Genomic DNA, 9,536 nt, shown 5'->3' on the forward strand with positions numbered 1-9,536 from the left:
ACAGGAAATCACGAAACTTTCCGGGTTAGATATTTTGATGGCTACCCATTCTCCTGATATTATTAATGATCGTTGGGATTTGACAGTTGAATTAGAGAAACCAAAGCAAAAAAGCAAAGATGAGAGAACAGATAACACCTGACAGAATTGCCAATAGCATTCGTTTACTACGCAGCGCTCATGAGGGAGTTTTTTTAATTGTTGAAGGTCATAGTGATAAACTTATTTATGAGCGATTAGTAAACAAGCAAGAGGTTAGGGTGACAATTGCCTCTGGTAAAAATAATGCTATCAAAGCATTATCCATCTTAGAAAAAGAAAATTTTCGCCGAGTTGTTGCTGTTATAGATGCGGATTTTTCGAGAATAGAACAGCAAATTCCCGACAGTAATAATCTCTTTTTAACCGATGAACATGATTTGGAAATGATGTTAATTAAATCTGCCGCTTTCGATAAATTATTAAAAGAACGAGGAAGTGAAGAAAAAATTGCAGCTTTTCCCAAAGATATTAGAGAAACTTTACTAAAGTTAGGTCAGGAAATTGGTAAATTAAGATTGCTATCTCTTAGAAATGAGTTAGATTTAAAGTTTGAAGGATTAAAGTTTGGTAAGTTTATTGACAAAGAGAAGCTGTCAATCAATATTGACGAATTAATTAGAAGTATCAAAAATCATTCTCAGAAACTGTCTTTAGACGAACAGCAAATTAAACAGGATTTATCGGTAATTAGCGATGAAAATCATGATCCGTGGCAGCTATGTTGTGGACACGATTTTATCAGTATTTTAGCGATCGCACTCTGCAAGGTTTTAGGTACATGGAATGCTAATGATGTTAAAAAAGAAGACTGGGAAAGAGAGTTAAGATTAGCTTATGAGTTATCTTATTTTTATCAAACACAAATATATCAACTAATGGTCAATTGGCAATCTAATAATCATCCTTATCAAATATTCTGATTTGGCTTATTGCCTTAAGTTTGAGATGATATATTTAACAAATCGGCTCGACTTTGTGTTATAATCAAAGCAAGGCTTTAAAGACGATATTCTCAGCAAATTATGCCTATTGTTCTTCCTGGCACTCTAATTTCACTGAAAGATTAATTTAACCTTGATCTGTCGGGATTGATTTCTTAACCTGTTAATAAATTGATTTTTTCCCCAGTCAGGCTAGAATCAGTAGGATTAGCATCCAAGATAATCGGGGTAACTTTGGTTAATCTGGGGCAGTGTAGCCTAAAAAAACGCCAAAAATAGTCAAATTTAGACTTGAGTGGCTTCTTACTAACTGTTTAATCTATTATTTAGGTATTAGACTCTATGGCTAAAGCTTCTACCGTAACTTCCGAAATCGATCTTAAAGATTCGCAATATTACTTTAACCGAGAATTAAGCTGGTTAGAATTTAATCGTCGCGTGCTTTATGAAGCACTTGATCCTCGGACTCCCCTACTGGAAAGATTAAAATTTACCGCCATTTTTTGTGCCAATCTCGACGAATTTTTTATGGTACGGGTGGCAGTTCTTAAACAACAGGTAGAGGCAAATGTAGCCGTTTTAAGTGCCGATGGCCGGACTGCCTCGGAACAGCTAACCGAGATCAGTAAACGTCTGCGTCCCCTTGTACAACAGCAGGATCGTCTTTTTGAACACACCCTAAAAAATCTCTTAGTGGAACAGGGAATTCATCTGATTAACTATGTAGATTTACATCAAGAACAGCGCAATTATCTCCATGATTACTTTGAACAAAATATTTTCCCCGTTTTAACTCCTCTAGCGGTGGATCCTAGTCATCCTTTTCCCTATATTTCTAATCTTAGTCTCAATTTAGCCGTAGTCGTTCGCGATCCCGACACCGATAAAGAACTATTTGCCAGGGTGAAAGTGCCGCAGGTTTTCCCCCGTTTTCTGGCATTATCCAAAGAATTACGCCACCAAGACGGAAAAGCTTCGATTTGGACGGGAGTACCGCTTGAACAGGTGGTAATGCACAATTTAGAGGCACTTTTCCCCGGCATGATCATTCAAGAATGTTATCCTTTTCGGGTGACGCGCAACGCCGATATCTCCGTCGAAGAAGATGAGGCCGATGATTTATTATTAGCGATCGAGGAAGAAGTACGCAAGCGCCGCATCGGTAAATCGGCAGTACGTCTGGAAATCCACAGTTCTACCCCTAGCAATATTAAAGACCGGATCATGCGCGATCTCGGACTTGAGGAGATCGATGTTTACGATGTGGATGGACTGCTGGGACACAAAGATTTATTTTATTTTCTGTCTTTACCCTGTCCCGAACTGAAAGATCCCCCTTGGAATCCCGTCACTCCAACGGTTTTACAGGGATTGCGAGAAATAGTTGACGGTAACGAAGACGGGATCCTAGAACAGGATGGCGAAGATATTTTTACTTTAATTCGCAATAACGATATTCTCGTTCATCACCCTTACCATTCCTTTAGTGCCTCAGTACAACAGTTTATCGCCCAGGCGGCCCATGATGCCCATGTTTTAGCGATTAAAATGACTTTGTATCGTACTTCCGGAGATTCCCCGATTGTCAATTCCCTGATTGCAGCGGCGGAAAATGGGAAACAGGTAGCGGCGTTAGTGGAACTAAAAGCACGCTTTGATGAGGAAAATAACATTACTTGGGCGAAAAAGCTCGAACAAGCCGGAGTTCACGTTGTTTATGGCTTAGTTGGTCTAAAAACCCATACGAAAGTGGTTCTCGTGGTCAGAAAAGAAGGGGATAAAATCCGTCGTTATTTCCATATTGGCACGGGCAATTATAACCCAAAAACTGCCAAATTATACACTGATTTGGGTTTACTTAGCTGTCGTGAGGATTTGGGGGCAGATATCACCGATTTATTTAACTTTCTGACTGGATACTCCCGTCAGCAATCCTATCGCAAACTTTTAATTGCTCCAGTGAGTTTGCGAAAACGGATGTTAGCAATGATCGATCGCGAGGCCAAAAACTGTAAAAATGGCGGTACGGGGCGCATTGTCGCAAAAATGAACTCTATTGTCGATAAACCGATTATAGAAGCTTTATACGCCGCTTCTCGTGCTGGCGTGCAGATTGACTTAATTATTCGCGGCATCTGTTGTTTACGACCCGGATTGCCAGAAATAAGCGAAAATATCCGAGTAATTAGCATTATCGGCCGCTTTTTGGAACATTCCCGCATTTTTTACTTTTACAATGATGGTCAGGAGGAGGTTTATATTGGTAGCGCCGATTGGATGACGCGGAACCTGACTCGTCGCGTGGAAGCAGTGACACCCATCGATGAACCAGCGATCGCCAAGGAACTAGAAGAAATTCTCGGCATTATGTTGTCAGATAACCGGCAAGCATGGGAATTACAATCCGACGGCAGTTATATTCAGCGTCGTGCTGCCAACCAGGGACAGGAAAGCAGTACCCATGTAATTTTAATGGACAAGGCCTTTAAATCTGCGGGTATTAGTCCATAGGAACAGTTATCAGTTATCAGTTATCAACATTTTTCGCGGGTTAGACACAATGGCTGAAAATCTAGAGTTTTCGTTGAGGTGCGTCGATGCCTTGTCCAGTAAGGCTTTGAGCCTCATGACCGAGGTGACTATTGAAAATTATTATTAATTATGGCTTATTTTTCAGTATCCCACGAAAAATTGCTGTACAATCCTTGCACAGCTTAGTTTTGCCAAGCTAGTCTTGCTTCCAATTCGTGAAGCGTATGAATGGAAACCACTCATTTGTTGGCTAAGTCCGTTGAAATTCTGGGCTATACTTGCTTCCAATTCGTGAAGCGTATGAATGGAAACACCTCGAAGGTCAAAGTTTGATTGCGTGTCGTCGCTTCAACTTGCTTCCAATTCGTGAAGCGTCTGGATGGAAAAACGAAAGTTACCTGGCTGCGACAACACATATAATGAAAACGTCGATCGAGTCAATTAAAAAAAATTCCCAGGCGAGCTTGCTTCTAATTCGTGAAGCGTGTGAATGGAAACAATGTGTAGGGTTAATTCATGAATTAACCCTACAATTTTTTTACTTCCAATTAGTGAAGCCTCTGAATGGAAACATACCCAAACAACATCCGTCCGCTACAATATTTCTCGGATAATGCCCCTAACGTAGGGGTGGGGATTGTCCTAGCGGGAAAACCCCACCCCTACCCTAGCGGCGATCTAGCTATTTCCTCCTAGAAGAGGCTAAACACAAGGACGCTGAGTGCCTTTTTGTTAATCTATTGCCGATATTTCACGGGAACTATTTGTTAGGATCGAAAAATCTTTACGTTCAGCTACAACCATGAGCGCTCTTGTCAAACCCTCTAGCCTGATTCCCAAAGGATTGCGGGTACAACAGATTAATAATCTCACCCTATTCAAATTTACAGATGAACTGGGCGATCGGATGCAGACGCTTCTTGACAAGAAAAAAGCTGATGATCTCACCCCGGAGGAAGTCCTTGAGCTAGAAGCGATTGGCGAACTCGACCAAATTTTCAGCTACATCAACGCTGTCATTGCCGCCAGAGTAAATGGTCATTCCTAAATCGCTCCACCATATTGTTCGACAACGCGCTAGGTTTCAGTGTGAATACTGTCACTATCCCGAACTCCTCAGTGATGCTCTCACCCTGTTTTTACATTGGCGCAAGTCATGCTATATTATGGGCTGTGGCTCTTCGTTACTTGGCATGATTCCATCAGGGGGCATAAATCGAAGCAATGTCTTTCTGTGTAAGGGTTTTATCCTTTATAACCCCCCTCCATTGCATAACACAAACCGAAGAGCCTAAACTGCTAAAAGCTGAACTTTTTCTGGATCGGCTAGAAGAAATCACAAACCAAGCTTCTGACGGTATTCAGAAAGCCAAGCTTTAAACCGTTCGCAGTACCCAAATCAAACTATCTCTTTCATTTAATCAACTCAAACTACTGGAGAGGCTCATGGTTGAAACTACAACAAAACTCAAAAAGTTTACGATTTTACATTCCAATGATATGCACGGCGACTTTTTAGCGGAGGCTAAAACTGGACAAGGTGGTTTGATCGGCGGGTTATCATTGCTTTCTGGTTATATCAATCAAGTGCGTCAAACGGAAAAAAATACACTTTATGTTATTTCAGGTGATATGCTTCAAGGTTCGATGATTGATACCGAATTTAAAGGCTTATCAACCATGGAAATCATGAATTACCTAGCACCTAATGTAGTGACTTTAGGAAACCACGAATTAGACTATGGCTTTCCTCATTTGCTCTTCTTAGAAAAAATGGCAAACTTTCCTATTGTTAATGCCAACTTGTACATTAAAAAGTACGGTAAAAGGTTGATGAACCCCTATATCATCCTCAATGTAGATGGATTTGATGTTATGTTCATTGGTATTGTCACCGAAGAGGTTCTTAGTGCCTTAAAGCTGGACAAAAGCATTGGTACATTTGTTGGACTAGAAGATGCAGCGGCTGAAGTTGGTAAGATCTGTAATACCTACAAAAATGAAGATATTGATTTGACAATTCTCCTAACTCACATTGGTTTTGAAGAGGATCAAAAGTTAGCGGCTATGTTAGACCCTGAGTGGGGGGTGGACATGATCATTGGTGGACATTCTCATACACTTTTAGAACAGCCGGCCCAAGTAAACAACATTTTAATCACCCAGGCCGCCGTTGGGACTGATCAGATCGGACGTTTCGATATTACAGTAGACGACGATACGAACAGCATTGTCGAATGGAAATGGGAACTTATTCCTATTAATGATCAGGTAGCTAGTCCTGACGTAGATTTGCAAAATTTTATCAATACCTACAAAGAACAAGTAGATCGCAAGTACAATCGTATTGTTAGCCGTTTAAATCGTCAATTGACTCATCCCGTGCGCGAACAAGAAACTGAGTTAGGTAATTTAATCGCTGATATCTTCTTAGAAATAGATACGATTGATGTCGTGCTTGTCGGTAGTGGTTCCATACGAGGTAAAGAATTAGGGCCTGTGGTCACTCTTGAAGATCTTAAGAAGGTTTATCCGTATGATGGTTCTCTTTATAAAATTAAAGTTACTGGAGCGCAACTGACAAAGGTATTTACCCATTTTCTGCGCCCAGAAAACAGAAAGCCTGGGGAAAGTCAATGTTATCAAATCAGCAAAGGTGTTCGAGTAGTTTATAACAATACTAAGAAAGCAATTGAATCTTTCAGTATTAATGAACAACCTGTAGAGGCTGATCGTTTATATGTAATCTGCGTGCAAGATTATCATTATCAAAATTCGCTGAAGAGTTTGAATCTCACGCCTGAAGAAATAGCTAACGCTAAAGTTGTTACTACTTCAAGCCAAGGTGTTCTTGAAGAATATTTAAGTACTCATCAACTCCTTGACGGTCAGGTGGAAGGACGCTGGACTTTTGTTAACTAGAGTTTATGACTCTACCCAATTCCTGAAGCGTCTGAATGGAAACTTAGGCACGATTAGCAAATCCAACAATGTTTGAAACTTGCTTCCAATTTGTGAAGCGCCTGAATGGAAACGATGTGTAGGGTTAATTCATGAATTAACCCTACAATTTTTTTACTTCCAGTTCATGAAGCGTCTGGTACTAAATTCGGTTATTAAAGACTGATTATCTATTCCCATTTTGCCGTTCGGCTATCCTGATATGTAGCCTATAATCAACGGATTTAGTCTCAGTTATCAGTTATCAGTTATCAGTGGGTAAGTAATCAGTGATCAGATGTGATACTAAATCTGGTTATTAAAAAATGATTATCTATTGCTCCTTTTGCCTATTGCCTATTGCCTATCCTGATATGTAGCCTATACTTAACGGATTTAGTATGACTAACTGGTTGAGAGGTTAAACCATCTCAAAAGCTGAGAGTAAGCATCTTGATCTGTATTTTCTCAACCAGTCAAATCAAGCAAAAATCCTAATAATAATTACCGACTTTGCGATGGTGAACAGCCGTTAAACCATCAGGTTTAGAAACGCGACCATCGGTGACTTTATTATAAACAATCCAGTGGTCAGCACATTCCATGCGACTAACTACCTCACATTCTAAATAAGCGAGGGCATCGGCTAAAATCGGCGAACCATTATTAGCGGTGCGAGTATTGACTCCTGCAAAACGATCTTCCCCCGGTCCGAAACGTTTTAAAAAGTGTTTCATCAGGGTTTGATAATTGCCTTCTTCCAGAATATTTAAAATGAATTGATCCCCCACTTGCAGTAAAGACTCGATCGCCCGATCTTTGGCCACAGCAACGGTAAAACCGGGAGGATCAAAACTTGCTTGAGTCACCCAAGAAGCGACCATTGCCCCGCTTCTGTCTCCTTTCTTGGTGGTAATAATATATAGACCACCGCTAATCCGTCCGATGGCTTTATCGAGGTCAGTATCGAGGGATTTTCTTTGTTTAACTTTTACCTCTTGGGTTAATAGTTGTCCCATATCTGTCCCCGCTTCTTCACAGCGTTGATAGAGACTCTCGTTAGGAGTTTCTGTGCTACGAATGGGATCGAAAGCTTTGGTTAAGCCAACTTCACGAAACTTATTAAATAGAGGTAAAATCGGTTCATCATCATCCCCTTGAGATTCAAACATTCCGAGGTATTGTTTGGGGTTAACCGAGGCGAGAATTGTGCCTAGATTCCCCGTAATTTCTTGGGCATGAATACCAGAAACGGGGGGAGTACCGATGACGATTCCCACCGCGGAAGAAGCTAATTCTTTTACCTCTTGGGGATCGGCGGATTTCAGGTCTAGAGTTTCTACGGCCACACCGGTTTTAGTAATACCTTTGGCAATAGATTGACAGAGGCGATCGCTATAACCATAATCGGAAACATAGAAAACTGCGACGGTTTTTTCTGCCTTAGTTTGTGCCTGACTCCAATCACGATAATGGGTCAATAATTCAGTAACATTATGTTTTAATAACGGTCCATGACCATTAGCCACGAGATTAATATTACCCAGGGGTTCCATCCGTTTCATCGCCGCTAGTACCGAACGAGCATTAGGAGCCATTAAACATTCATAATAGAAACGATAATCCGGTTCAATAACACTTAATTGCTCATCGTAAAGATCATCGGAACAGTAGTGCATTCCGAAGGCATCACAGGTAAATAAAATTCCCGAACCGTGATCGTAGGTAAAAATAGTATCGGGCCAGTGTAAGTTAGGAGCATTAACAAATTCGAGAATGTGACCGTTGCCTAGGTCTAACTGATCGCCATTTTTGACCAGTTGACGTTGAAAGGGATGATGAACTAAATTCTCTAAAAACTGAATTGCTACTTTCGACCCAACGACGGTAATATTGGGAGCGAGTTGCAATATATCTCTGACTAACCCACTGTGATCGGGTTCGGTATGACTGATAATTAAATAATCGATTTCTTGGGGGTTAATTAATCCGTTGAGACTATCAAAATATAGTTGACGGAATTTTTCGTGAGAGGTATCCACAAGGGCGATTTTTTCCCCACGAATCAGATAGGAGTTATAAGTCGTACCGTTTTGTAATCCGAATTCAATATCGAAGCGATCGCGATCCCAATCGAGGGAACGAATAGCGGTAGTGTCTGCGGTGAGATCGGCCACCTGCACGGTGAGACGTTTTGTTTTGACTGGTGTAGCAACCATCGAACCCCTCCTTATTGTTAAGTTTTTTATACTTTGTCTCTATTGTGCCACGAGGAAATAAGATATGGGGATTTATTTTCCCATAATTACTGATAACAGTTATCTTAATGGTCAGGTAGGAGTCGATCGTCGATACCGAATTAGCTTATACTTCATCTTTATGAGAAAAGCTCTCTATCGATCTGTGTGGGGAAATGGGTCTTATACATTCCAGTCAAATTAAATTTGAGGCGTTGCTGATTTCAGATATGAATCTTCTTTTCTGGGATTTTTAAAACCTAGACCCAAACTAACTTTTGGATACGATTGAACGCCTTTATTAGCTGTCACCGTCTTTTTAACAGTTCATATTTATCCCCCAATGTGAAAATTGGCCGTCTTTGTAGGCAAGGGTAAAACTGGATAAATAATCTTGACCGTCTAAATCGAGATTAAAGGCAGAAAAGCAGACCCACAGACTACGTTTATCAACGGCGACAGAGCGACTAAAAATTTTACTGAGAGTATTGGCAGTCAGTCCAGTGTGTTGGCTAAGAATGTCTAAGGTGCAGCGAGTGTTTTGTTTTATTTCCCAATTCACTTTAGCACGGTGCAGTTTTTGGTAGCCGATAGAGGTTAAGATTACGCCGCGCTGACGAGAGGATTTACCCTTTGACTGTTCCATAAGTTACCTCATCAACATAGAGATTAGCAGAATTTTCCATTATGGTAATCAGTGGGAATACAAAAAATTACTTTTTTTACAATATTTAGGGTCTGCTGAAAAAGTCATTGAAAAGTACAGGTCTCTTAATCAATGATTTCACTTAGCTACAAGCATAAGCTTTAGTTGTTGATTAATTTTTAAATTATAACTTATCCT

At 40.5% G+C, this 9,536-nt stretch carries 7 protein-coding genes; 5 read left to right on the forward strand and 2 right to left on the reverse strand.

The genetic code is table 11. The annotated features are described in order from the left end of the window. Window positions 1–119: 119 nt before the first annotated feature. From PX636_RS09120 to PX636_RS09140, 5 genes are all read left to right on the forward strand, one after another. A complete protein-coding gene (locus tag PX636_RS09120) occupies window positions 120–962 on the forward strand; it encodes a DUF4435 domain-containing protein (RefSeq protein WP_288116821.1) in 843 nt (280 codons plus the stop codon). A gap of 363 nt (window positions 963–1,325) precedes the next feature. Then, window positions 1,326–3,494, forward strand: a complete 2,169-nt coding sequence (ppk1, locus tag PX636_RS09125) for a polyphosphate kinase 1 (protein ID WP_288116823.1) — start codon at window positions 1,326–1,328, stop codon at window positions 3,492–3,494. Between the two features lie 585 nt (window positions 3,495–4,079). After that, window positions 4,080–4,211 carry a hypothetical protein gene (locus PX636_RS09130; protein WP_256378258.1) on the forward strand — a complete coding sequence of 44 codons (132 nt, stop codon included), beginning with the start codon at window positions 4,080–4,082 and terminating at the stop codon, window positions 4,209–4,211. A 106-nt stretch (window positions 4,212–4,317) separates the two neighbouring features. Next, on the forward strand, window positions 4,318–4,563 hold the full coding sequence (locus tag PX636_RS09135) for a hypothetical protein (protein WP_002772702.1): 246 nt from the start codon (window positions 4,318–4,320) through the stop codon (window positions 4,561–4,563). A gap of 398 nt (window positions 4,564–4,961) precedes the next feature. Next, window positions 4,962–6,437 carry a bifunctional metallophosphatase/5'-nucleotidase gene (locus PX636_RS09140; RefSeq protein ID WP_002762888.1) on the forward strand — a complete coding sequence of 492 codons (1,476 nt, stop codon included), beginning with the start codon at window positions 4,962–4,964 and terminating at the stop codon, window positions 6,435–6,437. A 512-nt stretch (window positions 6,438–6,949) separates the two neighbouring features. Here PX636_RS09140 and PX636_RS09145 read toward each other — a convergent pair. Both PX636_RS09145 and PX636_RS09150 read right to left on the reverse strand, forming a co-directional pair. Further along, entirely contained in the window at window positions 6,950–8,674 is a 1,725-nt protein-coding gene (locus PX636_RS09145; protein WP_288116824.1) for a diflavin flavoprotein, read from the reverse strand. 337 nt (window positions 8,675–9,011) lie between these two features. Next, complete coding sequence (locus PX636_RS09150; protein ID WP_288116827.1) at window positions 9,012–9,338, reverse strand: hypothetical protein; 327 nt, start codon at window positions 9,336–9,338, stop codon at window positions 9,012–9,014. Window positions 9,339–9,536: the final 198 nt, after the last annotated feature.

Origin of the sequence: Microcystis sp. M53598_WE2, assembly GCF_030067735.1 — a bacterium.
In the GTDB taxonomy this organism is placed as follows: domain Bacteria; phylum Cyanobacteriota; class Cyanobacteriia; order Cyanobacteriales; family Microcystaceae; genus Microcystis; species Microcystis aeruginosa.

Bases quoted from the DNA above. Each gene is read 5' to 3' on its own strand.
- PX636_RS09135 (WP_002772702.1), top strand. From the start codon at position 4,318: ATGAGCGCTCTTGTCAAACCCTCTAGCCTGATTCCCAAAGGATTGCGG.
- PX636_RS09145 (WP_288116824.1), bottom strand. From the start codon at position 8,674: ATGGTTGCTACACCAGTCAAAACAAAACGTCTCACCGTGCAGGTGGCC.
- PX636_RS09150 (WP_288116827.1), bottom strand. From the start codon at position 9,338: ATGGAACAGTCAAAGGGTAAATCCTCTCGTCAGCGCGGCGTAATCTTA.
- PX636_RS09120 (WP_288116821.1), top strand. From the start codon at position 120: ATGAGAGAACAGATAACACCTGACAGAATTGCCAATAGCATTCGTTTA.
- PX636_RS09130 (WP_256378258.1), top strand. From the start codon at position 4,080: ATGGAAACATACCCAAACAACATCCGTCCGCTACAATATTTCTCGGAT.
- PX636_RS09140 (WP_002762888.1), top strand. From the start codon at position 4,962: ATGGTTGAAACTACAACAAAACTCAAAAAGTTTACGATTTTACATTCC.
- ppk1 (WP_288116823.1), top strand. From the start codon at position 1,326: ATGGCTAAAGCTTCTACCGTAACTTCCGAAATCGATCTTAAAGATTCG.